Below are 22,393 nucleotides of genomic sequence, written 5' to 3' on the forward strand. Positions count from 1 at the left end.
ATCTCACCGGTTGCAGCTGTGCTCGGGCGCGAATGGGGCATCGAGCGGTTGCTGTTCGGTGCGCTGCTTGTCATCGCGGCCGGGATCGCGCTGCGCTCGTCCGGTCCGGTCTGGGCGCTGTTCGCGGGCACCGCCACCATTGGTGCCGGAATCGCCGTTGGAAATGTGCTGCTGCCGAGCCTGCTCAAGCGGGACTTTCCGACTCGCATCGCCAGCCTGACCGGCGCTTACGCGATCACGTCCGCATTGGCCCAGGCGCTCGCATCGGTCGTGGCAATCCCGCTCGCGCAATTGCCGGGATCGAACTGGCATCTCTCGCTTGCGAGCACGCTGATCTTTCCGTTGGTGGCGCTGATAGCCTGGGCACCCCAGCTGGCGACGCACTCGGCCCCGACGGTCGAGCCGGCCTCATCGCCGCATCGCGGGCGCATCTGGCACTCGCTGCTCGCCTGGCAGGTGACCGGCTTCCTCGGCCTGACCTCGCTGGTGTTCTACATCATCATCGGTTGGTTGCCTGCCATCCTCGTGCAGGCAGGCTACCCGGCGGCGACGGCGGGTACGCTGCACGGTGTGCTGCAATTGGCGACCGCGCTTCCCGGCCTGATCCTCGGGCCGATGGTCCGGCGCATGAAGGACCAGCGCGGGATTGCGATTGCCGTGTCGCTTGCAACCTGCGTCTCGCTGCTGGGATTGTGGCAGTGTCCGTCGCTCGCAATGCTGTGGGTCGCGCTGTTCGGCTTCGGAGCGGGTGCAGCCTTCATCCTCGGCTTGACATTCGTCAGCCTGCGAACCTCGCACAGCCACCAGGCGGCCGCGCTGTCGGGCATGGCGCAGTGCCTCGGCTACTCGCTCGCCGCTGCGGGCCCGCCGCTCGCCGGACTTGCCCATGATGCGACCGGAGGCTGGGAGGTTGCGCTCGCGTGCTGCGCCGTCGCGACGGTGCTGATGGCAGTCCTGGGCCGATCAGCCGGCCGCGCGGCGACAATCTGATTGTCGTTCGATGCGGAAATATCGCGAGCCAGATCCGGCTCGCAGCAAGGCGTGGCGGGGGCCGGTCGGTTGTCTGCGTCGCAGGCGCGCGCTAGAGAAGGCGGGAAGCCTCGCAAGCAAGAGCCAAGGGAAGAGCATCGTTGAGGACATCTGCCAGCACGCGCATCGCGATCGGATCGACACTCTTTGCCTTGGCGTCGAGTGTATTCCTTTTTCTGGTTCCTCCGAGTCCGATCGACAGGAACCTGCTGCGTGGCGCCTTCCGCCTTTACAAGGGATATGCGTATCTCATCCCCGTCAAATACGTGGACGGCACGCTCGAGACTGCCCGATTGTACGAAGACGACCGGCTTCTCGGCCCCGCTAACACCGCCCAGCAAGAGATCATCGACAAGGGTGCCGGCCGCTTCGCATTTTACCGGGACACCTGGAATTACTTCGGCCCGGCTTTGATGTTCTCGACAAGCGACAACACCGACCCGAACACCAACGGCAGGAAGTATCACCTGAGATGACGAACTGACGTGCGCTGTGTCCGGCTGTCGTCACGTCGTGCGTATCACGCCCAGTTCCTTCGACCGTTGGAGAAGAGCCGGCCGGTAAGGCGGGGAGGGATCGTCGTCGTCAGGGATGGCGCAATGGCCGAACTCCTGCTGGATGCGCTGGATCTCGACGACCCGATCGTTCAACCGCTGCAGATGCTCAAGCGATGTTGCCTTCCAGTAGCGGAAGGTGTCGAGCGTAACCGGCACGAAGGCGGTGCCGAACAGCGTTGGATCGGGCACGATGGTCCGCCCGAGCAGCAGGTAGCGGTCCTGACCGACGATGACGAGGGTGGCATACGGCCGCCCTTCACTTACCCTGAGGCCCTTCAACGAAAGTTCGCACAGCTTGCTGAAATAGGGTTCCTCGCGCCAGCGGTCGGGATCATCGAGGTCGACCTGCACATTCAGCGCATCGAGCCCGAAATGCGGCACCATGCCCGTGGTCTCGGGAAACCAATCATCATCGAGGTGGCCTTGCAGCCAGGCACAGCTGAATGAGCGGCACTGCCGGGGACGCTCGTGGTAGATTTCGCATCCGCCGCCCGCCAGGATGTGGCTGCAGACCGTATTCACCGGCTTGCCGAGATCGGTCACCTCAAGCACCTTGCAGCAGAGTGTGCATGATCCACATTGCCTGACGGTCGGAGCCACGGGAAAGCCGAGGGCCCACAAGCCTTGTCGTTCGCGGAGGAGCAGCTTCTGCTTCTCCAGCGTGCTCAGTGCACGCTCGACCTTGAGACGCGACAATCTGGTCACGCCGATAATATCTTTCGTCGTCGTCGCGCCGCTCTCGACCGCCCGAACGACGACCAACGCCACTTGATCCATTGTTTTTGTTCTTGTCCGGCTCGTGGCCGGCTCTTCTTGTGCAGTGTTTTTGGCCGCCGGTATTCGGCAACGGTAGATTCCAGTGCAATCCGGAACGTGCCGCGACCGACGGCTGCGAGATTCTACCGAAGCGTATCGGCGAGGGCGGCATGTCGCATCCGATAAACGCGCATGGCATCCCTGAGGACACATCGTCGTGATTGGCAGCACGTGCGGCCGGCGCTTTGCGTCGCATCGCGTGAGAGGACTGGCGAGGCCGGCGAGCTCGCGAGCCGCTGTTGCCACGGCAAGTCGACCCGACGCGCAACTCAGTGAAAACCTACTCAATCTCCTCGCGCACACCACTGACCGCGCAACACACTCAGTGTCGTCCCTGCCTAGTGCGCAATTGCGCACTAGGCAGGGACGACAGTGTGCTTGCGGAACGGGCGCGGCCACCCCACCAAAATTCACGATTGCTGGCTGCCTCGTCTTCAGGCAATGACAGCCTGCAATGAACAAGAGCTTCGAGGAAACTGCCGCTCGTCTGGCGCCGGCGATCTTTGTGGTGCTGTGGAGCACCGGATTCATCGGCACCAAATACGTCATCAACAATGCGGAGCCGCTGACCTATCTGGCGATCCGGATGGCGTTCGTGGTGGTGGTGATGGCGGTCATCGCCGCGATCGCGCGGCCGAACTGGCCGGACCGGACTGGCATTTTCCACAGCGCGGTCGCCGGCATCCTGGTGCACGGCTTCTATCTCGGCGGCACCGCGATTGCGATCGCGCATTCGGTTCCGGCAGGGCTCTCGGCCTTGATCCCGGGTCTGCAGCCGATCCTGACCTCGACCATTGCCAACCGCTGGCTGGGCGAGCGCGTCACGCCGCTGCAATGGGGCGGACTGGTGCTTGGCCTCGCCGGCGTCGTCTTGATCCTGCACAACCGGCCGATGACGGGTGAGGCGGGGTGGGGCTGGCTCGCCTCCGGCGTCTCGCTGATCAGCATCACCTTGGGCACGCTCTATCAACGGCGCTATTGCAACCGGATCGACTGGCGCGCCGGCAATCTGGTGCAGTACATCGCGGTGACGATCTTTTTCGGCATTGGCGCCTTTGTGTTCGAGACCAATGTCGTGCATTGGACCGGCGAGTTCGTGCTGGCGCTGGCCTGGCTGGTGTTCGCGCTGTCGATCGGCTCGATCGGGCTGTTGTACTGGCTGATCCGTCACCACGCCGCGACCTCGGTCGCGAGCCTGTTCTATCTGGTTCCGGCGGTGACCGCGCTGATGGCCTACGTCTTGTTCGACGAGCGGCTGGATCATGTCGCCATCGCCGGCATGGCCGCCTGCGCCGCGGCGGTGCTGCTGGTCAACCGCCGCGCTTAATTCTTGCGGCGGATCTTGGCATAGGCCGCAAGCGCGCGTTCGCGGCCTTTTTTGTGATCGACGATCGGCGGCGGGTAGGTCTTGCCGAGTTCGATGCCGGCGCTCGCCAGCTCGATCGGTGTTGCTGTCCAGGGCTGGTGGATCAGGTCGTTGGAGAGCTGCGCGAGCTCCGGCACCCAGCGCCTGACATAGCCGCCGGCGGGATCGAACTTCTCGCCTTGCAGGACCGGATTGAAGACGCGGAAATAGGGCGCGGCGTCAGCGCCGCAGCCCGCGACCCATTGCCAGTTCGCTGGGTTGGAGCCGGCATCGGCATCGACCAGCGTGTCCCAGAACCATTGTTCGCCGGCGCGCCAATCGATCAGGAGGTGCTTGACCAGGAACGAGGCGACCACCATGCGTACACGGTTGTGCATCACGCCGCTGTGCCAGAGCTCGCGCATGCCGGCATCGACGATCGGATAACCGGTGAGTCCGCGCTGCCAGGCCTTCAGCGCGCGGGCGTCGCGTTTCCACGGGAAGGCATCGAAGTGCTCCTGCATGTTCCGCTCAGCCAGGTCGGGGACGTCGAACAGCAAATGGCGGCAGAATTCGCGCCAGCCGAGCTCGCTCAGGAACTTGTCGATGTCGCCGGCAAGGCGCGAGTCTTCCGCGGCGGCGAAGCGGGCCGCGTGCCAGACCTGCCGCGGGCTGATCTCGCCGAAGCGCAGATGCGGCGACAGGCGCGAGGTGCCGTCGCGGTCGGGCCGATCGCGGTCGTCGGCGTAACCGCTGATCCCCTCATCGAGGAATCGCTTCAGCCGCGCCTGCGCCGCGGCTTCACCCGGTATCCAGGTCTCGCGCAGGCCGCCGGCCCAATCCGGCCTGTCGGGCTCAAGCCGCCAGTCGCCGAGGTCCTCGCTGGCGACGCCGCTGACGGATGTGAGCTTCTTCGGAGCCGGCAAAGGCTTTGGCGGATCGCCGAGCCCTTGCAGGCGCCGCCAGAACGGCGTGAACACGCGCAAGGCCCGATTGTCCTTGTTGCGGATCGCCTTGGGTTCGACGAGCAAGTCGCCGGGAAAAATCTGCGAAGCAATGCCGTCACTTGCGAGCGTGGATTCAACGTCTCTCGCAATCGCCTGATGCGGTGCCTGCGCGATGTCGTTCCAGAACACGGCGCCCGCGCTGATTTCGCTCGCCAGCGTGGCGATCACGGAGGCGACCGGTCCGGTGCGCAGCACCAGCGTGCCGCCGATCGCCTCAAGGCTGTTGCGAAGCGCGCGCAGCGATTGCGCCAGCCACCAGCGCGTCGCGCCCCCGAGGGGGCGCGGGGCTGGAGGTTTCAGGGTGCGGCTTGCTTCGTCGCGGACATAGAGGCCAACCACGGGCGCGCCGCGGCTGGCTGCTTCGTGGAGGGCCGGGTGATCCGACAGCCGCAGGTCATCACGAAACCAGACGACGATTGGCCGTGCGCGGGTCACCCGGACGCAGTGAGCGTGCCGTTACTTCGGCTGCGGCACGATGCGGATGTAAGGCTTCGGCGCCTTCCAGCCCTGCGGGTAGATCGTCTTGGCCTCGTCGTCGCTGACCGAGCCCGCGATGATCACGTCCTCGCCCTGCTTCCAGTCGGCAGGCGTGGCGACGCGATGCTTGGCGGTCATCTGCAGCGAGTCGATCGAGCGCAGGATCTCCTGGAAATTGCGGCCGGTGGTCATCGGATAGACCATCACCAGCTTGATCTTCTTGTCCGGTCCGATCACGAACACGTTGCGGACGGTCTGGTTGTCGGCGGCGGTGCGGGTGAGGGGATCGCCCGAGGTCGATGCCGGCAGCATGTCGTAGAGCTTCGACACGTTGAAATCGGTGTCGCCGATCATCGGATAGTTCGGCGCCGCGCCCTGGGTTTCCTTGATGTCGTCGGACCATTTGGCGTGGCGGTCCACCGGGTCGACCGACAGGCCCATCAGCTTGACGCCGCGCTTGTCGAACTCAGGCTTGAGGCGGGCGAGCGCACCGAGCTCGGTGGTGCAGACCGGGGTGAAGTCCTTGGGATGCGAGAACAAAAGCGCCCAACTGTTGCCGATCCAGTCATGGAACTTGATCTTTCCTTCGGTGGTCTCGGCTTCGAAGTCGGGGGCGACGGCGCCAATCTGAAGTGCCATGATTTTACCTCATCTCTTTGAAGTTGCGATTGAATTTGTATTTGAGGCTGTCTGTTTCAGTATAGGACGGGATAAGGCTTAAGTGAACGGGTTCTGAAAAAAGGTGAAACATTTCTTCTTGAGGGTGGAATTCCAAGCAACTTGTTTTGATCCGGATCCCTGCGGCGAAATATCAGCTGCGGCACAAAGGCTTGGAAATGCCCAGATAATGCCGCTTATCGCCGTCATCACGCCGGCCCTGGCTGCTATAGGACTGAACCGTGACGACGTTTAAAGCGACCAAATAGCAACCATCTAAAAATCTCGGAACGCAAGTTCCGAATCATTAACCACTCGTTTACGCCCGCATGGAAAAGCTGGCCTGAGATAGGAATTGAAAGCTCCCACAATGTCTACCCCAAGTACCAAGACCGCTGAGCCTCTCAGCGGTGCGTTGCATCCGTCCTGCCGCAAGACTGCCGCCCATGCGCTCACCATCGTGCGCGACGGCGTGATCACCGGCGAAGGCCCGACCACCAAGGGCCGCATCCATTTCTCCCGGTCGCTCGATGCCGATGACGCTGCCTGGTGCGCGCGCATCCTGACGGCGGCCGCGGTCGAGCATCAGCCGGTCAGCCGGGCCGAGATCGAGGCGCTGTTCGCGATCAACGAGGCCGCCGCCGAGCGCAGCGATGGCGGGCGGTTCGACGATCTGCTCGCCAAGGCGATCGCCCATCATGCCGCCTCCGAGTCCGGCCTGCCGGTGCCGCCGCGCACGGTGGCGCTGTCGGCCGACACCGAGATCGATCGCTGGGCGCCGAGGCAGGGTGCCAAGATGGACACAAAGGTCCTGGAGTGGATCGCGGGCCAGATGCGCGGTCAGCGCCGCACCGGTCGCGCGCTGGCGGCGATGGTGGCGACGCTGGTCGGCGCGACTGCGCTGCCGCTCGCGGCGCAGCTCCCCAACGTGTTCGACATCGGGATGATGTAAGCCATCATCCCGCGTCACTGGAATTCGACGAGAGCGGCGGGGATCACTTCCCCGCCGTTTTCTGTTTGCCGCCGGTTTCCTTGAGCCCGAGCGTCCGCCCCGGGAACCCGGCGACGTCGAAATAGCGGGTCGACAGCACGCGCTGGAATTTCAGCACGGTGCGCAGGCCGTTGGCCGACGCCTTCTTCGACATGATGGTGCCCTCGGCCATCTTCGGCACGATGCCGTTCGGCAGCGCCTCCGACATCACCCGGCCGATCAAGCCGCCATTGTTCGGCGCGCGCAGGCCGAGCAGCTGGGCCGCGGTCATGCCGACATCGGCGTTGCTGACCGGCAGCGGATCGACATAGCCCGCCTTGAAGTCGGGGCCGATCGCGGCGGTGAAGTTGAAGGTGTCGCCGCGGCTGAAGCTGCCATGCATGCCCTGGCCCTGGCGCAGCACGGTGTCGGCGATCTGCACCGAGCAGTTGGTCGGGATTTCGCAACCGCTCGACCAGGAGCGGAAATTGACCACGATCGACGGGGTCGGCGTCACCGCCTTGCCCTTCAGATTGAGGTTCGACATCGGCAGCGTGCCGGGAAAGGTGCCGAGCTTGTCGTCGACAAACAGGCCGCTGACATAGTCCTGCTCGAGCAGCGCCTTGATCACGCGGTCAGCGAGCTTCTTGTCGCGGTTCGGCAGATAGATCAGGTCCGAGCCGCCATTGGTGGCGATCACGACGTCGGGCTTGGCCGGGTCCTGGCCGAGCACGCCGTTGCCAGCCTTGGGGTGGGCGTTGTCGGCGACCTTCGCGTTCTTGTCGTTGGGGTCGAACAGCGGCAGGTCCAGCGCCTTGGCGAGGTCGATCGCCAGAAAGCCCATCGGCAGGAAATCCTTCGGCGTGTCGCTATAGGCGATCTTGGCCGAGGGGCTGGTCTTGCTCTCCTTCGAGATCGTCGAGAAGCCGTGGTCGGAGGAGATCATGATGTTGGTGTCGGCGGAAAGGCCGAGCTCGTCGAGCGCCTTGCGCAGCTGCGCGAGGTTGTTGTCGGCGTTCTTGATACCGGCCATCGAAGTCGGGCCATTGATGCCGGGGGTGATGGTGTTGAGGCTGTCGCCGGTGTTGTGCTGGCTGCCGTCCGGATCGCGCGACCAGAACACCAGCACGAACGGCTTGTTGCGCGCCTTGAACATCGGCAGCACGACCTTGGTCGCGACGTCGGCCATGTAGGCCTGCTGTGCCACGTTGGCGACCGTGGTGCCGGGCGTCTTGGCGTCGCCCGCCTTGGCATTGTCGCCGCGGCTCGGGGTGGCGAGCGGCAGGCCGGCCTTGGTGAGCGCTTCCTTCATCTCGTCCGAGAGCGGCACGCCGGTCTTGCCGCCGGTGGAATCGTCGACCACGATCGTGTTCTTGCCGCGATCGGTGTGGTCGAACAGCAGGGTCGGGCCGACCTTGCCGATGGCGGCGGTGCTGAAACCCTGGCCGCGGGCCATCTTCAGCAGCGTCTCCTCGTTGAGGTAGTCGCCGTTGAAGTGATCGTCGACATCGGCGAGCACCGCGTCGTTCTCGATGAAGGGGACTACCGTGTCGCCGGCGGGCACCGAGGTGTAGCCGGTATAGATCGTGTTGGAGAAGGTGCCGGTGTCGCCGAGATAATGGCCGGTCGATAGCGCCGAGCCGTTCGCCATCGTGAAGGTGGGGAACAGCGAATGCGAATTCTTGAAGTTTACGCCCTTGTCGCGGATCTCGGCCATGGCCGGTGCGGTCTCCGGCGTCACGATGCCGCCGCGGAGGCCGTCGGGGACGAACAGGATGAGGTTGCGGGGCTTGGCGTTCTGCGCCGAGGCGGCGCCCGCCGCAAGCGCGATCATGCTCGCGGACAGTAACGTAATGGCACGACGCATATTGCTGTTCCCCCTGATGAAGCCCCGCGGCAGCCCGCCGCAGCCTTCGTTTAGTTTTGCCATATGACAGAAATGTTACAGCGCTTGTTCGTCGCTGTAACGGCCGGATTTTTCCCGCGGAATGCCGGTCAACACACTGTCATTCCGCAGGTTGAATCGCCGTTCTCTCATTGCGCGCAGCGCTTCCGGCATGCCCGTACCGGGCATAGAGCGCCGGCAGCACGGCAAGCGTGAGCAGGGTCGCGCTGATCAGGCCGCCGATCACGACGGTGGCGAGCGGCTTCTGCACCTCGGCTCCGGTGCCGGTGGCGAACGCCATCGGCACGAAGCCGAGCGAGGCCACCAAGGCGGTCATCACCACGGGGCGGAAGCGGGTGAGGGCGCCTTGCTCGATGGCTTCCCGCATCGGCACGCCGCGCTCGCGCAACTGCCTGATAAAGCTCAGCATCACGAGCCCGTTCAGCACCGCAACGCCCGACAATGCGATGAAGCCGACCGCCGCCGAGATCGAGAACGGCATGCCGCGCAGCCAAAGTGCGGCGATGCCGCCGGTGAGCGCCAGCGGCACCGCGCTGAACACCAGCAGGGCATCGCGGGCCGAGCCCATCGCCGCCAGCAGCAACAGGAAGATCATCGCAAAACAGGCCGGCACCACGACGGCCAGGCGCTGGCGCGCCGCGGCGAGATTTTCCGACTGGCCGCCCCAGGTCATCCAATAGCCCGGCGGCAGTTGCACCGATTGCGCGACTTTTGCCTGGGCTTCCTCGACCACCGAGCCGAGATCGCGGCCGCGAACATTGGCTGTCACCACGATGCGGCGCTTGCCGTTCTCGCGGCTGATCTGGTTCGGCCCCTCGGTGAAGGAGAACTGGGCGACGCGGTTGAGCGGCAGGCTCTGCACCGGCGAACTCGGCGTTGCCTTCGGTAACGCGACCGGCAAATTGCTCAGCGCCTCGAGATCGGAGCGCACGCTCTCCGGCAATCGCACCACGATGTCGAAGCTGCGGTCGCCTTCGTAGACGACGCCGGCATCCTGGCCGCCGACCGCGGCACCGATCACGTCCTGCACGGCCGAAACGCTGAGCCCGCGCCGGGCGATCGCAGCCTTATCGACCTTGATCTCGAGCACGGGCAGGCCGCCGGCCTGTTCGACCTTGACGTCGGTCGCGCCGCGCACGCTGCGCAGCGCGGCGGCAATCTGGTTGGCGGCTTTCTGCATCGGCCCGAACTCGTCACCGAATACCTTGACCGCGATGTCGCCGCGAACGCCGGCGAGCAGTTCGTTGAAGCGCATCTGGATCGGCTGGGTGAATTCATAGACGTTGCCGGGCAGCCGGCCGACCGCCTTCGAGATGTCCTCGATCAGTTGCTCCTTGGTCAGCGATGGGTCCGGCCACTGCTCGCGCGGTTTCAGGATGATGAAGGTATCGGACGCGTTCGGCGGCATCGGATCGCTCGCCACCTCCGCGGTGCCGGTCTTGGAGAAGACGAACGACACCTGCGGAAAGCGGCTGACGGTCTTCTCGACCGACAGCTGCATCGCCTGCGACTGCGACAGCGCCGTGCTCGGAATCCTGAGCGCGTGCATGGCGATGTTCTTCTCGTCGAGCGAGGGGATGAACTCCTGGCCGAGGCGGAAGAACCCGAACAGGGCGGTCGCGAACAGCACGACCGCCACCGCGATAACCGGAATAGGCGTTGCAACCGCGCGCCGGAGCAGCGGGCTGTAGCAGCGCTTCAGGGCGGCAACGAGCCGGTTTTCCTGCTCCTGCACGCGGCCGGTGATGCCGATCGCGATCAGCGCCGGAACCAGTGTCAGCGACAGCACGAAGGCGGCCGCGAGCGCAAGGATCACCGTCAGCGCCATCGGCTCGAACATCTTGCCTTCGACACCGGTGAAGGTCAGCAGCGGCACATAGACCAAGAGGATGATGGCCTGGCCATAGAGGCTCGGCTGGACCATTTCCACCGCGGACGCCCGCACCGTCGCCAGCCGTTCGTCGCGCGTCAGCACGCGGCCGAGCGCATGCTGCTTCTCGGCGAGGTGACGCAGGCTGTTCTCGGTGATGATCACGGCGCCGTCGACGATCAGGCCGAAATCCAGCGCTCCAAGGCTCATCAGATTGGCGCTGATCCGGCCTTGCCACATGCCGATCGCCGTCATCAGCATCGCGACCGGGATCACCAGCGCCGTGATCAATGCCGCGCGGAAATTGCCGAGCAGCACGAACAGCACGGCGATCACGAGCAGCGCGCCTTCGCTGAGGTTGCGCGCCACGGTGCCGATCGTTGCATCAACCAGCTGGGTGCGATCCAGCACCGTCTTGACCTCGATGCCGGCCGGCAAGGACGGCATGATTGTCCGCAGTTTGGCGTCGACCGCGGCCGACACGGTGCGGCTGTTGGCGCCGATCAGCATCAGCGCGGTGCCGACCACGACCTCGCGGCCGTTCTCGCTGGCGCTGCCGGTGCGCGTCTCACCGCCGATCGAAAGCGTGGCGAGGTCGCGGATCCGAACCGGGACGCCGCCGCGGGTGGTGACGACGACGGCGCCGAGCTCGTCGATGTTCTCGAGCCGGCCGCCGGAGCGCACGACGAAGCCTTCGCCGTTGCGCTCGATATAGCGCGCACCGCGGCTGACGTTGTTGGTCTCGATCGCCTTGGCAACGTCGGCAAAGGTGAGACCGAGCGCGATCAGCTTCGCCGCATCGGGATGGACCTGATACTGCTTGAGGTATCCGCCGATCGTATCGACGCCGGCGACGCCAGGCACCATCTTGATCTGCGGCTTGATGATCCAGTCCTGCACCGTACGCAGATAGGCGTCCTTCTCGACCTCGCTTTGCAGCATCTGGCCGTCCGCCGTCAGGAAGCGGCCGTCGCTTTGCAGGCCCGGCGCGCCGTCGGCCTGCACCTTCTGCCCCGAATAATGGACGGTCCACATGTAGATCTCGCCAAGGCCGGTCGAGGTCGGGCCGATCCGCGGCTCGATGCCTTGCGGCAGGCGCGCGCGGACTTCGGTCAGGCGCTCGCCAACTTGCTGGCGGGCAAAATAGATGTCGGTGGCCTCGCTGAACACCGCCGTGATCTGGGAGAAGCCGTTGCGGGAGAGCGAGCGCGTGCTTTCAAGGCCGGGCGCGCCGGCCAGGGCCGTCTCGATCGGGAAGGTGATCTGCTTCTCGATTTCCGCCGGCGACAGCGCCGGGGCCACGGTGTTGATCTGGACCTGCTTGTTGGTGATGTCGGGCACCGCGTCGATCGGCAGCTTCGTCAATGCAAGGCCGCCGACGAACATCAGGATCGCCGCCAATGTCACGATCACCCAGCGCCGCTGGATCGCAAGACCAATGATGCGCTCAATCATGGTCGTGCTCCGCCTCGTCCTTCTCGAACTCCGCCTTCAGCGTGAAGGTGTTCTGCACCGCGACGATCTCGCCGGCTGTGAGGCCGGCAACGATCTCGATATCGTCGTCGTCCTCGCGGCCGGTCCGCACCGATCTCGCCTCGAAGCCGTCGGCATCGCGCACGAACACGGTCGGCGTTCCCTTGATGGTTTGAAGCGCCTTCTTCGAGACGATCACGGTCGACGGCGCGCCCGACAGCGGGACCTCCGCGGTGACAAAGGTGCCCGGCTTCCAGCGGTGGTCCTTGTTGGGCATGGTCGCGATCACGCGCGCGTTGCGGGTCTCGCGGTCGAGCAGGGGGCTGACGAAGATCACACCGGCATTGGCTTCATCTTCGGTGCCGATGGCGCGGATTTTCACCGAAATACCTTCGCGGACCGCGCCGATGTCTTCGGGTGAGACCGCCAGATCGACCCAGATGTCGTCGAGATTGACGATGACATAGAGCTCGCTCTCCTGGCCCTCGCGGCCGATCAAGCCGCCGAGATCGACGCGCCGTTCGGATACCCGGCCGCTGATCGGTGCGCGCAAGAACTGCGTCCGCAGGCTTTCCGGGGGCTGGTTCGGCAGATCGGCGATCTCGGCCTCCGACAGACCCAGCGCAAACAGCTTTTGCCGCGCGCCGTCGAGCTTGATCTGGGCATCGTTCGCGGTCAGCCGCGTGCGCAGGAACTCGTTTTCCGACACGATGCGGGTCTCGACCAGCGTCTTCTGCCGTGCGTAGAGGGTCTGCTGCAGATCGTTGGTGAGCCGCGCGGCGAGGTATTCGCTCTTGGCGTCGGCCACCTCGCGGCTTTCGATCGCGGCGACGATCTCGCCCTTCTCGACGACGTCGCCGAGGCGCTTGCGCAGTTCCGTGACCGTCGCAAGCACGCGTACCGAGACCCGGCCGATGTGATCCGCATCGGGGATCAGCGATCCCGGCGCGAGGAAATGCCGCTTCAGCATGCCGCCGCTGGCCTGCGCGAACGTGATGCCGGCTTCGCGAACCTGGTCTTCGCTCAGCTCGATATGCCCGGGGGCCTCGTGCCGGGCCTCGGTCTTTGTGTCTGTCGTCGCAGTCTCCTGCATCGCGGCCGGGAACCTGACCGGCCAGCCGATCCATCCGGCCGCCACAACGACCAGTGCAATGCCGGCGGCCACGCCGGCGAAAAATAGAACAACCCGTTTCATATGCGTCTCTCCGCAGCGCAGGCCGATGGCCCTGCGCCGTCGCGACATCGATCTGTGCGGAAGCGTGCGCGCGGCCGAATGGCAGCAGCGCACGGCCGGTCATGTCGACCGGATCAGGTGCGGGGTGGCTTGAAGGGAGAGAGGCGATCGGCCGAAGCCGGCAGCCCGATGCTGGTGTCGCCGTAGCTGTGCAGCGCATAGGCGATCGGGAACGCGGTCTCCTGCGGAGCCACGGAGGCGACGTGCGTCAGGCAATGGTCGCTGTGAGGCGAGGCGGGATGCGCCGGAGCCTTGCCGCCGGCACTGGCGTCATTGATCGGCTGCGCGATCGAGAAGCCGGGAGCCGCGTCGGCATCGCCGTCGGAGGTCCAGCCGTGGAAGAACGACAGCACCAGCGCAAGCGAAATCAGTCCCGCAAGCAGGCTGCGCCAGCGGCGCGATCCCGTTGCGTGAGGAGAAGACTGAATCATGGTGCGCGAAGCGTCCATGGGGCCTACTTAGCGCCGTGCCCGCGCGCATTCAAGTTCGGGTCCGCGACAGATTGGCCGCGGAAACTATAACGTTACGCGCTGTCTGCGGTTCGGCGCAGCAGCCATCGGCGCGCCGCGACGACCGCCCAGATCGCTTCGACGAGGCCGAACGGCCAGGCGCCCTGCAGGAAACCGTAGGCCGAGCCGAGCGCGCAGGAGACGGCGAAGGCCAGGATGAACCAGGGGCTGCGATCTTCGGCCGCATAGCAGGCGAGCATCATGGTCACGGCGAATAACCCGAACAGCGTCAGCGCATCCATTCCGCAGCAGAACTCCTGTTGTAACGCTGTTGATATCTGAGCATGCTTGGGATGGAATATCCATCCAGCGCCGCCGCCCTGAAAGGACCGCCCCATGAAGCGCATGCATGTTCACGTCGCGGTCAAGGATGTCCCGCAATCGGTCGGCTTCTACTCGGCGCTGTTCGGGGCCGAGCCGACGGTCGTGAAATCCGACTATGCCAAATGGATGCTCGACGATCCCCGCGTCAACTTCGCGATCTCGAGCCGCGGCCGCGAACCGGGCCTCGACCATCTCGGCATTCAGGTCGAGAGCGCTGAAGAGCTCGGCGAGGTGTACGGACGGCTGCGCGAGGCAGGCGGCGAGGTCATCGAGCAGGGCCAGACGGTGTGCTGCTATGCCAAGTCGGAGAAGTCGTGGATCGACGATCCCGCGGGGATCGCGTGGGAGACGTTCCACACGACCGGTGAGAGCATCGTCTATGGCGACGGCACCGGCGAGCGGACCGCGCGTGTCGCGCACGAGAAACAGGAGGGCAAACAGAGCGCTTGTTGCGCCCCACAGCCCAACGCCGCGCCCCCCGGGGCGTCGGCTTGCTGCAGCTCGTGAGCATGGAGCGGCCGAGGGGGCCGGTTCTGCGCGAGTCCACACTGGCCTTAACCGCCCGATAACTGATTTTCCTAACCACCCCTTGGGTTGTGTTCCCGTACAAGGGCATCCACAGGGGCAGGAAAATGTCGGTTGTCTCAACGAGCAGCGTGCCGGAATACCGGCGGCTGTGGATCAAGGGTGTGTTGCGCGCCAGCAGGATGGGCGCGATTCAGTGGCTCGTCTTGAGCGCCGCGCTGCTGGTGCTCGCCGTCACGCTTGGCACCGGCTATCTCGCACTGCAGTTTCGCGAGCGCGCGCTGGAGATGTCCGAGCGCGAGCTCAACAACACCGCGCTGCTGCTGTCGCGGCATTTCGACCAGCAGCTTACAGATCTCCAGCATGTCCACGACGACATCGTGAATTATCTGCGGGCCGAGCAGGTCGAGACCGCCGATCAATTCGAAAAGAACATGTCGCTCCTGAGCGCGCACGAGATGCTGCGCACGCGGCTGGCGGCGCTGCCGCATGTCGGCGGGCTCAATCTGTTCAACGCCAAGGGATGGCTGATCAACTCATCCGAGATGTGGCCGGTGCCCGACATCAGCGTTGCGGACCGGCGCTATTTCCAGGAGTTCACCTCGGGACGGCCAACGTCTCCTGTCATCGTCGAGCCCGCAATGAGCAAGGTGACCGGCAACTGGACCACGATCTTTGCGCGCAAGATCACCGGGCGCAACGGCGAGATCATCGGCTTCGCGAGCCGCGGCGTCGAGCCGAGCCATTTCGAGGATTTCGTCGCCTCGCTGGCACTGAGCGGCGACACCGTGATTTCGATGATCCATCGCGACGGCACCATCATCGCGCGCTATCCGCAGGATGCCAGCGTGATCGGCCGCAACATCATCAACCTGCCGGTGTTCCAGAAGGTCATCAGCTTTGGCGGCAACACCTCGGGAAGGTTCGTTGGCGCTTCGGGTGAGGAGAACGTCGGCGCGGTCAAATCGCTGTCGCATTTTCCAATCCTGATCCTCGCCACCACAAGAACTTCGAGCGCGCTGGAGGACTGGCGCACCCAGACCAAACTGCAATTCTGCGCGGCCGTGTTGGCGGTGCTGATCATCAGCTTCGCGGTCTTCCTGATCGTCCGCCAGTTGCAGCGGCAGCACGATGCGGCAAGCCGCAGGCTGTCCGAGAAGAGCCAGTACCTCGACGCCGCCATCAATACCATGACGCAGGGGCTGCTGCTGTTCGACGCCTCGGCGCGGCTCGTGATCTGCAACCAGCAATATATCGACATGTTCGGCCTTTCGCCCGATGTCGCGAGGCCGGGCTGCCATCTGCGCGACCTGATCCTGCATCGCCAGGCGATCGGCTCGTTTGTCGGCGACGTCGACGAGTACTGCGCCCGCTTCACCAATCCGAGGGGCGACGAGGTCCGGGACTCCGTGATCATGACGCCTGACGGTCGCAGCATCCGCCTGATCTACAAGCGTGCGCCCGACGGCGGCTGGGCCACTACGCTCGAGGACGTCACCGACGGGCGGCGTGCGCACGCGCGGATCGAGTATCTCGCGCATTACGATGCGCTGACCAATCTGCCGAACAGGACGCTGTTCCAGCGCCACGCGGAAGGGCTGCTGCTCGAGGCCGCCACGCGCGAGTTCGCCATCCATTACATCGATATCGACGAGTTCAAGCGGATCAACGACACGCTGGGCCATCTGATCGGCGATGAATTTCTCCGGCGCGTCGCCGAGAAGTTGCGCCAGTCGGTCGGGTCGAGCGACTTCATCGCGCGGCTCGGCGGCGACGAGTTCGCGATCGTCCAGCACGACATCACCTCGGACGACGACGTCGGCGACCTGGTCGCACGCGTCTATCAGTCGCTGCGCACGCCGTTCGACTGCCTCGGCCATCATTTGTCGAGCGACGCCAGCATCGGCATTGCGATCGCCCCGCGTCACGGCTCCGATCTGTTTCGCCTGCTCAAATGTGCCGACCTTGCGATGTACGCCGCCAAGGCGGCGGGCCGCAGGACCCATCGCTTCTTCGATCCGGCGATGGAGGCGCAGGCCAATCTGCGCCGCGCGCTGGAGGCCGATTTACGCACTGCGCTGGCCGAGGGCGGCTTCGAGCTGCACTACCAGCCGCTGGTCGACCTGCGCAGCGACGAGGTAACCGGCTGCGAGGCGTTGCTGCGCTGGCGGCACCCCGTGCGCGGCATGATCTCGCCGGTGGAGTTCATACCGGTTGCCGAGGAGACCGGGCTGATCGAGGAGATCGGGCAGTGGGTGCTGCGCACCGCCTGCACCGAGGCGGCAGCCTGGCCGGCGCATGTGCGCGTCGCGGTCAACGTCTCGCCGATCCAGTTCAAGTCGGAGACGCTGGCGCTGAAGGTTGCGAATGTGCTTGCCGAGAGCGGGCTCGACCCGCGCCGGCTCGAGCTCGAGATCACCGAGGCGGTGCTGATCGCCGACGACGATGCGGCGCTGGTCACGCTCGGCCAGCTCCGCGCGCTCGGTGTCCACATCGCGCTCGACGATTTCGGCACCGGATACTCGTCGCTGCAATACCTGCAACGCTTCCCGTTCGACAAGATCAAGATCGACCGCAGCTTCGTCAAGGAAGTGACCCGCAACAGCGGCTCGGCCTCGATCATCCGCGCCGTGGTTTCGATCGCAGCCGACCGCAACATGATCACCACCGCCGAGGGCGTCGAGACCGATCAGCAGCGCGACACCGTGCAGATGCTCGGCTGCACGCAGATGCAGGGCTACCTGTTCAGCAGGCCGGTTCCTGCGCGGGACCTGCGGACGCTGCTCGCGGCCGATTGCGTCGCTGCCTGAGCGCCTGCCGATCCGGTCCGTCAGGAACAATCGTCGCCGTCTCCGATTGAGAGTGGAAGCTCTTGAGAGGCGAGGCGGTCCATGAAAAGCAAACTCGTATCCGATGCGCCCAGCGCGCAGGTTCACGTCGTCGTGCTCGATAGCGGCGAGGAAGCGTTCGGCGCGCTGACGAAGTTCGCCAATGATGCGAAGGTGACGGCGGCATCGCTCACCGCGATCGGCGCGTTCGAGCGGGCAACCGTCGGCTGGTTCGATTTCGCATCCAAGAGCTACCGGAAGATCGAGATCAACGAGCAATGCGAGGTGCTGTGCGCGATCGGCGATATCGCGACCGGCGACGACGGCAAGGCCAGCCTGCATGTTCACATCGTGCTCGGACTGTCGGATGGATCGACACGCGGCGGCCATCTGCTTGCCGGCATCGTTCGGCCGACGCTGGAGGTTGTGGTCACGGAAGCCCCCGCCAGGCTTCGCCGGCGCAAGCGGCCCGAGCTCGGCATTGCCCTGATCGATCCCGTCGCGACCGCCTGACGCTTTCCGCCGAAAGTTCCTAAAAATCGACCTGCCGACGCTAAGGCGCGGAACCGAAATCGTGGAACCGCGTTCCCTTGCGGGGCTCGACCGGCAGGCGACCAATGAAAACCGCAGCAACGTCCGCGGCCATGCTGCTGTTTGCCTCGTGCATGGCAAACGCAGAGAGTGGCCTTGCGTCTTATTATCGTGGCATCGGCAGGAGTGGCGAGATGACCTGCGCGCATCGCAAGCGGCCATTCGGCAGCATGATCACCGTCTCGTATCTGGGAAAATCGATCCGGTGCCGCGTCAACGACCGGGGCCCGTTCGTTCGCGGACGGATCATCGATGTGTCGACCACGGCGGCCCGCGCGCTCGGCATCCTTCAGCTCGGCGTCGCACATGTCGTGATCCAGTAGAGCGCGGCCGGCGGCAGGATCAGGGCTTGGAAGCGGTCGCCCGCTGTTCGGCGATCGCCTTGCGGAGCGTCCGCGAGAGCGCCTCGACCGAATAGGGTTTCTGGATCAGCTCGAAGCCGCTGTGCGCGTTCTCGGCGAGCACATTGCTGTAGCCGCTGGTCAGCACCACCGGCAGGCCAGGAAAGCGATCGCGGATGATTCCGGCGAGCTCGACGCCGTTGATGCCCGGCATGATCACGTCGGAGAAGACCAGGTCGGCGGCGAATTCGTTCTCCGAGAGGATCGAGAGCGCGGCATTGGCATTGGCCGCGCGCTTGACCGAATAGCCGAGATCCTCGAGCAGCTCGGTGGAGAACTGGCCGACATCGTCGTTGTCCTCCACCACGAGGACGCGATAGCCGCGGCCGATCGAAGCCTGCTCGGTGCCCGCGCGGGCTGCGACCTTGGCGTCCGCCGGGCGCATCGCCTGCGGCAGATAGATGGTGAAGGTCGCACCGTGCCCGGGCGTGGAGGTGACCTCGATGTCGCCGTCGGATTGCTTGACGAAGCCGAAGGCCTGGCTCAATCCGAGACCCGTTCCCTTGCCGACCTCCTTGGTCGTGAAGAACGGCTCGAAGATCGCGTCGAGATTTTCCGGCGAGATGCCGGTGCCGGTGTCCTGGATCGAGACCGTGACGAAATCGCCGCTGCGCGAGGCCTGGGCGCGCAGGGCGGGGATATTCTTGACCTTCCGGACGCCGATCGTCAGCTGGCCTTCGCCGCTCATGGCATCGCGGGCGTTGACCGCGAGATTGAGCAGCGCGGTCTCGAACTGGCCGATGTCGGCGATCGCAAAACAGTCGGAATCCTCGATCCTGACCTCGATGTGGATCCGCACGCCGACTAGCGGGCGGATCAGCTGCGTCACGCTGTCGACCTGCGTGCCGACATTGAACACTTCCGGATTGAGCGGCTGCCGACGCGCAAATGCCAAGAGCTGCGCGGTGAGCTTGGAGGCCCGCTCCACGGTCTCGGAGATCGCATCGATATAGCGGCGGCGCCGGTCATCCGGCAGATCGCGGCGGCGCAGGAAGTCGGTCGCGGAGCGGATGATGGTGAGCAGGTTGTTGAAATCGTGCGCGACGCCGCCGGTGAGTTGGCCGACCGCTTCCATCTTCTGCGATTGCCGCAGGGCTTCCTCGCCGCGGCGCCGTTCGGTGATGTCGACGGCCTCCGGCACGGCGCCGACGATGGTGCCGTGCTGGTCCTGCAGCGGCCGCATCGCGAAATCGAAATAGCGTTCGCCGATCGGCAGGCGCAGCTGCATCTCGATCGTGACTTCCTCGCCGCGCATCACGGTCGCGAAGGCATTCTGGATCACGCGCGGCATGCCCTCGGTCGCGGCGAACCACGGCGTGTCCCAGAACGGCTTGCCGACGACGTCGGCGGCATCGGTACAGATGCCGGCCAGCGCCGTCTGGTTGGTGTAGAGCAGGCCGCCATCGCGGTTGAGCAGCATCTGGTATTGATGGCTGGTTTCCAGGATCGCGCGCGTCTGCGCTTCGCGGGATTCGAGCTGCGCGGTTCGCTCCAGGATGCGCCGCTCCAGCGACTCGTTGAGCTTGCGAAGCTCGATCTCGGCTTCCTTGGCCGCCGTGATGTCGTGGGCGACGCCGATGAAGCCGATGTGCTTGCCGTTCGGGTCCCAGCGCGGCTGCGATTCCGAGCGCAGCCAGCGCCATTCGCCTGCGGCGTTCCGATAGCGGGCCTCGAGCACGAATGGCTTCAGCGAGAGCTCGCCGGTGATCTGCTCCTGCAGGATTTGCGGCAGGTCATCCGGATGCAGCGCCTTGCGCCAGTCGAACACGATCGCTTCCTCGAACGGCAGTCCAAGGAAGTCGAGATAGGCCTGATTGGCAAAGGAGCGGGTGCGGTCGAGCTTGGTCACCCAGATCGGCACCGGCGCGCTGTCGGCGATCAGGCGGAAGCGCTCTTCGCTCTCGCGCAGGGTCTCCTGCGCCAGCATCTGATCGGTGACGTCGAGATCGGCGCCGACCAGCCGCAGCGCACGGCCGCTGCGGTCGCGCTCGATCTTGGCGACGACCCGGATCCAGCGGCTCTCGCCGTCGTTCGGGCGGATGATGCGGTATTCGGCCGTGTAGTCTTCGCCGCCGGCCTTGAGCACGCCGAACAGGTGCCGGATCGTGCGCTCGCGATCCTCGGGGTGGATGCGCGCGACCCAGCTCTCATAGGTCTCGTTGACCTCTTCGGGCGGCAGCCCATGCACCAGGAGATATTCGGGAGAGCGGCGGTTGCGCACGCCGTCGCGGAAATCGATCTCGAGTCCGCCGACGCGCGCGATGCGCTGGATCCGCGCAAGCTCCGCCTCGCGCTCCTGGAGCTCGCGATGGGCGCGATCGCGTTCGCGCGCGATCTCCTCGAGATGCTGCCGCAGCCGTTCGGCTGCCGCAGCTTCGGGAAGCACATCAGCGGGATCGGATGGGGTCATACGCGCCGGCAACCTCTCGGTGCAGTCTCACACAGGACGAGGCGGCTTTGCCAGCTTGATTTATCGCGATCACTTGCCCTTCACTGGTTCTTCATTTGGCTTTGGGCGAACGGCAATTATAGGCCCGGCGGAACCCGGCCGCCTGTGCATCCTCTTCGGAGCAGAACCAGCGATCCGGATTGCCGAGGCCCGGGTAACTGCGGCACGCCTGCAGGTGGTAGATGCCGACATTGCCGGTGACGCGGGCGCGCACGGCGTATTTGCCCTTGATGTTGCAGCTGGCCGGCATCGGCAGGTCGTCGGGGAAGAGCGCATTGCGGATCTGCGTGTCACGGTCGGCGGGGCAGGCGTTGCCGAGCAGGGCGCCATCCTTCCTGGCCGTACGAAAATCGCGCGGCGCCACGAAGCAGCCCTTCCAGAGCCCGGCGCGATTGTCCTTGGCGGTGGCTTCATCCGGCTTGAATCGGCCAGTGGCCGACCCCTCGACATTGAGGGCGTAGCCCTTCTGGACCAGCACCTGGCTGAGGCTGGTCGGATCGCCCTCGATCTTGCAGACGCCGAGGCGGCGCTTCTTGAAGGTCGGATCGACGCCGATATCGTCGCAGTGAATTGGCTTGCCGCCGATCAGCCTGGTCAGCTGGTCGCGCGCCTCGATCCCGCAGGTCCAGACGTCGGCGTGCTCGTCGATGCAGAGCTGATCGACCGCCGGCGCGTCGATGCCGTCGAGCCGATAGGTTGTGTTGCCGAGCTGAACGGTGCCGGCGTCCTTAATGACCGCAATGGCCGTCGGGCCTGCGGTTGCAGTCAGGCTGGTGGTTGCAGACAGGAAGGCCAGGAGAAGCGTCGTGGCGACCGGATTTCGAAACCGCATTTTCTCAACTTCAGATCTTTGGCGGGCAGCCGAACTTCTAGCACAAGCCGGTACGATCCAACCAAGGACTGTTCGCGAGTGGGGGCGTGCGCATCGTCACGTCCCAATCGGCATTCCGCGAGGTAGAACGGCCGGACAGTGGCATTGAAGGGATGCGCATGGCCGAGTTCATCATCAAGGTCCTCGCCGAAATCGTCACCGACATCTGGACCCTGCATGGCCTCCCGCGCTGGTGGCGGAAGAGAAAAGCGGCCGAGGAGACCGCGTCCGATCTAAAGATCCGATTGACTTGATGAGAACAAAATAGGAACATGACGCGCCACCTGAATCCCGGATACCCCATCATGTCTGCACGGCCCGAATCTGACGACGATGACGGGCTGGAAGCCGCTGTCGATCAGGCCATTTCCGCCTGCGGCGGGAATTTGCGCGCCACCATCCGGGCGCTGATCGTGGCCAATGAATTCCTGGAGAACGAGGTCAGCGAGCTGATGAAGGCCGTCGCGAAGGCTCATTCGCGTGGCCGCTTCAAGACCTATTCGGGCTGAAATACCCCTCGGGCTACCGCCGAGGACTGACCATGGACTGGCCGG

20 protein-coding genes are annotated in these 22,393 nt (G+C 64.9%); 10 read left to right on the forward strand and 10 right to left on the reverse strand.

The features are described 5' to 3' along the window. Positions 1 to 990 (forward strand): MFS transporter (locus tag AKL29_RS22750; protein ID WP_244482315.1); only part of this gene is annotated, 990 nt, incomplete at its 5' end. A gap of 140 nt (positions 991 to 1,130) precedes the next feature. After that, positions 1,131 to 1,505, forward strand: a complete 375-nt coding sequence (locus tag AKL29_RS22755) for a hypothetical protein (protein WP_244482317.1) — start codon at positions 1,131 to 1,133, stop codon at positions 1,503 to 1,505. Between the two features lie 30 nt (positions 1,506 to 1,535). Here the strand turns inward: AKL29_RS22755 and AKL29_RS22760 are convergent, their stop codons facing one another. Then, positions 1,536 to 2,363 carry a hypothetical protein gene (locus AKL29_RS22760; RefSeq protein WP_028337641.1) on the reverse strand — a complete coding sequence of 276 codons (828 nt, stop codon included), beginning with the start codon at positions 2,361 to 2,363 and terminating at the stop codon, positions 1,536 to 1,538. Between the two features lie 493 nt (positions 2,364 to 2,856). On the opposite strand from AKL29_RS22760, the gene AKL29_RS22765 reads away from it, so the two are divergent. After that, positions 2,857 to 3,729 (forward strand): DMT family transporter, encoded by an 873-nt coding sequence (locus AKL29_RS22765; RefSeq protein WP_050385698.1) that lies wholly within the window; start codon positions 2,857 to 2,859, stop codon positions 3,727 to 3,729. Here the strand turns inward: AKL29_RS22765 and AKL29_RS22770 are convergent. Both AKL29_RS22770 and AKL29_RS22775 read right to left on the reverse strand, forming a co-directional pair. Beyond that, positions 3,726 to 5,189: a cryptochrome/photolyase family protein gene (locus AKL29_RS22770; RefSeq protein WP_050385699.1), complete on the reverse strand. Its 1,464-nt coding sequence runs from the start codon at positions 5,187 to 5,189 to the stop codon at positions 3,726 to 3,728. The genes AKL29_RS22765 and AKL29_RS22770 overlap by 4 nt on opposite strands. Positions 5,190 to 5,210: 21 nt before the next feature. Next, on the reverse strand, positions 5,211 to 5,870 hold the full coding sequence (locus tag AKL29_RS22775) for a peroxiredoxin (RefSeq protein WP_028337644.1): 660 nt from the start codon (positions 5,868 to 5,870) through the stop codon (positions 5,211 to 5,213). A 388-nt stretch (positions 5,871 to 6,258) separates the two neighbouring features. Here AKL29_RS22775 and AKL29_RS22780 point away from each other — a divergent pair, with 388 nt between their 5' ends. Beyond that, complete coding sequence (locus AKL29_RS22780) at positions 6,259 to 6,840, forward strand: hypothetical protein (protein ID WP_050385700.1); 582 nt, start codon at positions 6,259 to 6,261, stop codon at positions 6,838 to 6,840. A gap of 43 nt (positions 6,841 to 6,883) precedes the next feature. On the opposite strand, the gene AKL29_RS22785 is transcribed toward AKL29_RS22780, so the two are convergent. From AKL29_RS22785 to AKL29_RS22805, 5 genes are all read right to left on the reverse strand, one after another. Next, positions 6,884 to 8,725, reverse strand: a complete 1,842-nt coding sequence (locus tag AKL29_RS22785; protein WP_050385804.1) for an alkaline phosphatase family protein — start codon at positions 8,723 to 8,725, stop codon at positions 6,884 to 6,886. A 139-nt stretch (positions 8,726 to 8,864) separates the two neighbouring features. Beyond that, positions 8,865 to 12,089, reverse strand: a complete 3,225-nt coding sequence (locus AKL29_RS22790) for an efflux RND transporter permease subunit (RefSeq protein ID WP_050385701.1) — start codon at positions 12,087 to 12,089, stop codon at positions 8,865 to 8,867. After that, complete coding sequence (locus tag AKL29_RS22795; protein WP_050385702.1) at positions 12,082 to 13,302, reverse strand: efflux RND transporter periplasmic adaptor subunit; 1,221 nt, start codon at positions 13,300 to 13,302, stop codon at positions 12,082 to 12,084. The genes AKL29_RS22790 and AKL29_RS22795 overlap by 8 nt, the downstream gene beginning before the upstream one ends. Before the next feature lie 113 nt (positions 13,303 to 13,415). Beyond that, positions 13,416 to 13,772 (reverse strand): hypothetical protein, encoded by a 357-nt coding sequence (locus AKL29_RS22800; RefSeq protein ID WP_152977721.1) that lies wholly within the window; start codon positions 13,770 to 13,772, stop codon positions 13,416 to 13,418. Between the two features lie 92 nt (positions 13,773 to 13,864). Further along, the gene (locus AKL29_RS22805; protein WP_050385704.1) at positions 13,865 to 14,092 is read right to left on the reverse strand and encodes a hypothetical protein; all 228 of its coding nucleotides are present in this window, start codon (positions 14,090 to 14,092) and stop codon (positions 13,865 to 13,867) included. A gap of 94 nt (positions 14,093 to 14,186) precedes the next feature. On the opposite strand from AKL29_RS22805, the gene AKL29_RS22810 reads away from it, so the two are divergent. From AKL29_RS22810 to AKL29_RS22825, 4 genes are all read left to right on the forward strand, one after another. Then, positions 14,187 to 14,681, forward strand: coding sequence for an ArsI/CadI family heavy metal resistance metalloenzyme (locus AKL29_RS22810; protein ID WP_050385705.1), 495 nt, complete (start codon positions 14,187 to 14,189; stop codon positions 14,679 to 14,681). Positions 14,682 to 14,806: 125 nt separating this feature from the next. After that, positions 14,807 to 17,509 (forward strand): bifunctional diguanylate cyclase/phosphodiesterase, encoded by a 2,703-nt coding sequence (locus AKL29_RS22815; RefSeq protein ID WP_050385706.1) that lies wholly within the window; start codon positions 14,807 to 14,809, stop codon positions 17,507 to 17,509. An 81-nt stretch (positions 17,510 to 17,590) separates the two neighbouring features. Further along, positions 17,591 to 18,040, forward strand: a complete 450-nt coding sequence (locus AKL29_RS22820; RefSeq protein WP_050385707.1) for a PPC domain-containing DNA-binding protein — start codon at positions 17,591 to 17,593, stop codon at positions 18,038 to 18,040. 152 nt (positions 18,041 to 18,192) lie between these two features. Continuing rightward, complete coding sequence (locus AKL29_RS22825) at positions 18,193 to 18,441, forward strand: septal ring lytic transglycosylase RlpA family protein (RefSeq protein WP_245467148.1); 249 nt, start codon at positions 18,193 to 18,195, stop codon at positions 18,439 to 18,441. Positions 18,442 to 18,460: 19 nt separating this feature from the next. On the opposite strand, the gene AKL29_RS22830 is transcribed toward AKL29_RS22825, so the two are convergent. Next, positions 18,461 to 20,929 carry a PAS domain-containing hybrid sensor histidine kinase/response regulator gene (locus tag AKL29_RS22830; protein WP_050385708.1) on the reverse strand — a complete coding sequence of 823 codons (2,469 nt, stop codon included), beginning with the start codon at positions 20,927 to 20,929 and terminating at the stop codon, positions 18,461 to 18,463. 91 nt (positions 20,930 to 21,020) lie between these two features. Further along, the gene (locus AKL29_RS22835; protein ID WP_050385709.1) at positions 21,021 to 21,800 is read right to left on the reverse strand and encodes a thermonuclease family protein; all 780 of its coding nucleotides are present in this window, start codon (positions 21,798 to 21,800) and stop codon (positions 21,021 to 21,023) included. An 86-nt stretch (positions 21,801 to 21,886) separates the two neighbouring features. Between AKL29_RS22835 and AKL29_RS42160 the strand changes: the two genes are divergently transcribed. Continuing rightward, on the forward strand, positions 21,887 to 22,093 hold the full coding sequence (locus tag AKL29_RS42160; protein ID WP_152977723.1) for a hypothetical protein: 207 nt from the start codon (positions 21,887 to 21,889) through the stop codon (positions 22,091 to 22,093). 18 nt (positions 22,094 to 22,111) lie between these two features. Next, on the forward strand, positions 22,112 to 22,348 hold the full coding sequence (locus tag AKL29_RS22840) for a hypothetical protein (protein WP_430648888.1): 237 nt from the start codon (positions 22,112 to 22,114) through the stop codon (positions 22,346 to 22,348). Positions 22,349 to 22,393 lie beyond the last annotated feature (45 nt).

The organism is Bradyrhizobium pachyrhizi, assembly GCF_001189245.1.
GTDB classification, from domain to species: Bacteria; Pseudomonadota; Alphaproteobacteria; order Rhizobiales; family Xanthobacteraceae; genus Bradyrhizobium; species Bradyrhizobium pachyrhizi.

Excerpts from the sequence above, each read along its gene's own strand:
- AKL29_RS22760 (WP_028337641.1), bottom strand. The coding sequence starts at position 2,363 with ATGGATCAAGTGGCGTTGGTCGTCGTTCGGGCGGTCGAGAGCGGCGCG.
- AKL29_RS22765 (WP_050385698.1), top strand. The coding sequence starts at position 2,857 with ATGAACAAGAGCTTCGAGGAAACTGCCGCTCGTCTGGCGCCGGCGATC.
- AKL29_RS22775 (WP_028337644.1), bottom strand. The coding sequence starts at position 5,870 with ATGGCACTTCAGATTGGCGCCGTCGCCCCCGACTTCGAAGCCGAGACC.
- AKL29_RS22780 (WP_050385700.1), top strand. The coding sequence starts at position 6,259 with ATGTCTACCCCAAGTACCAAGACCGCTGAGCCTCTCAGCGGTGCGTTG.
- AKL29_RS22785 (WP_050385804.1), bottom strand. The coding sequence starts at position 8,725 with ATGCGTCGTGCCATTACGTTACTGTCCGCGAGCATGATCGCGCTTGCG.
- AKL29_RS22790 (WP_050385701.1), bottom strand. The coding sequence starts at position 12,089 with ATGATTGAGCGCATCATTGGTCTTGCGATCCAGCGGCGCTGGGTGATC.
- AKL29_RS22795 (WP_050385702.1), bottom strand. The coding sequence starts at position 13,302 with ATGAAACGGGTTGTTCTATTTTTCGCCGGCGTGGCCGCCGGCATTGCA.
- AKL29_RS22800 (WP_152977721.1), bottom strand. The coding sequence starts at position 13,772 with ATGATTCAGTCTTCTCCTCACGCAACGGGATCGCGCCGCTGGCGCAGC.
- AKL29_RS22805 (WP_050385704.1), bottom strand. The coding sequence starts at position 14,092 with ATGGATGCGCTGACGCTGTTCGGGTTATTCGCCGTGACCATGATGCTC.
- AKL29_RS22810 (WP_050385705.1), top strand. The coding sequence starts at position 14,187 with ATGAAGCGCATGCATGTTCACGTCGCGGTCAAGGATGTCCCGCAATCG.
- AKL29_RS22815 (WP_050385706.1), top strand. The coding sequence starts at position 14,807 with ATGTCGGTTGTCTCAACGAGCAGCGTGCCGGAATACCGGCGGCTGTGG.
- AKL29_RS22820 (WP_050385707.1), top strand. The coding sequence starts at position 17,591 with ATGAAAAGCAAACTCGTATCCGATGCGCCCAGCGCGCAGGTTCACGTC.
- AKL29_RS22825 (WP_245467148.1), top strand. The coding sequence starts at position 18,193 with ATGGCAAACGCAGAGAGTGGCCTTGCGTCTTATTATCGTGGCATCGGC.
- AKL29_RS22830 (WP_050385708.1), bottom strand. The coding sequence starts at position 20,929 with ATGACCCCATCCGATCCCGCTGATGTGCTTCCCGAAGCTGCGGCAGCC.
- AKL29_RS22835 (WP_050385709.1), bottom strand. The coding sequence starts at position 21,800 with ATGCGGTTTCGAAATCCGGTCGCCACGACGCTTCTCCTGGCCTTCCTG.
- AKL29_RS22840 (WP_430648888.1), top strand. The coding sequence starts at position 22,112 with ATGACGCGCCACCTGAATCCCGGATACCCCATCATGTCTGCACGGCCC.